At 70.5% G+C, this 254-nt stretch carries 1 protein-coding gene; it reads left to right on the forward strand.

The window, feature by feature from the left end; translation table 11 throughout:
- Positions 1 to 252: RNA polymerase-binding protein RbpA (locus ACSV5T_RS10090; RefSeq protein ID WP_438321044.1), on the forward strand; the 252-nt coding region annotated here is incomplete at its 5' end.
- Between the last annotated feature and the right edge of the window lie 2 nt (positions 253 to 254).

Below are 254 nucleotides of genomic sequence, written 5' to 3' on the forward strand. Positions count from 1 at the left end.
TTCGCTGCCGATGCCGAACCGCCTCAGACCTGGGAGTGCCGTTCCTGCGGCGCGGAAGCCCGCCTGAAGGTCGACGGCGAGGCCGTCACCCTCGAGGCCACCGACGAGAAGGCCGCCCGCACCCACTGGGACATGCTCATGGAGCGTCGCACCCGTGCGGAGCTGGAGGAGCTTCTCGAGGAGCGTCTCGCCTACATCCGAGCCCGGCGCGGTGCCGGTGAGGACCCCACCCGCGAGAAGATCGGCGCCTAACG

Source organism: Veillonella sp. ZSJB6 (genome assembly GCF_051549505.1).
GTDB lineage: Bacteria > Bacillota > Negativicutes > Veillonellales > Veillonellaceae > Veillonella.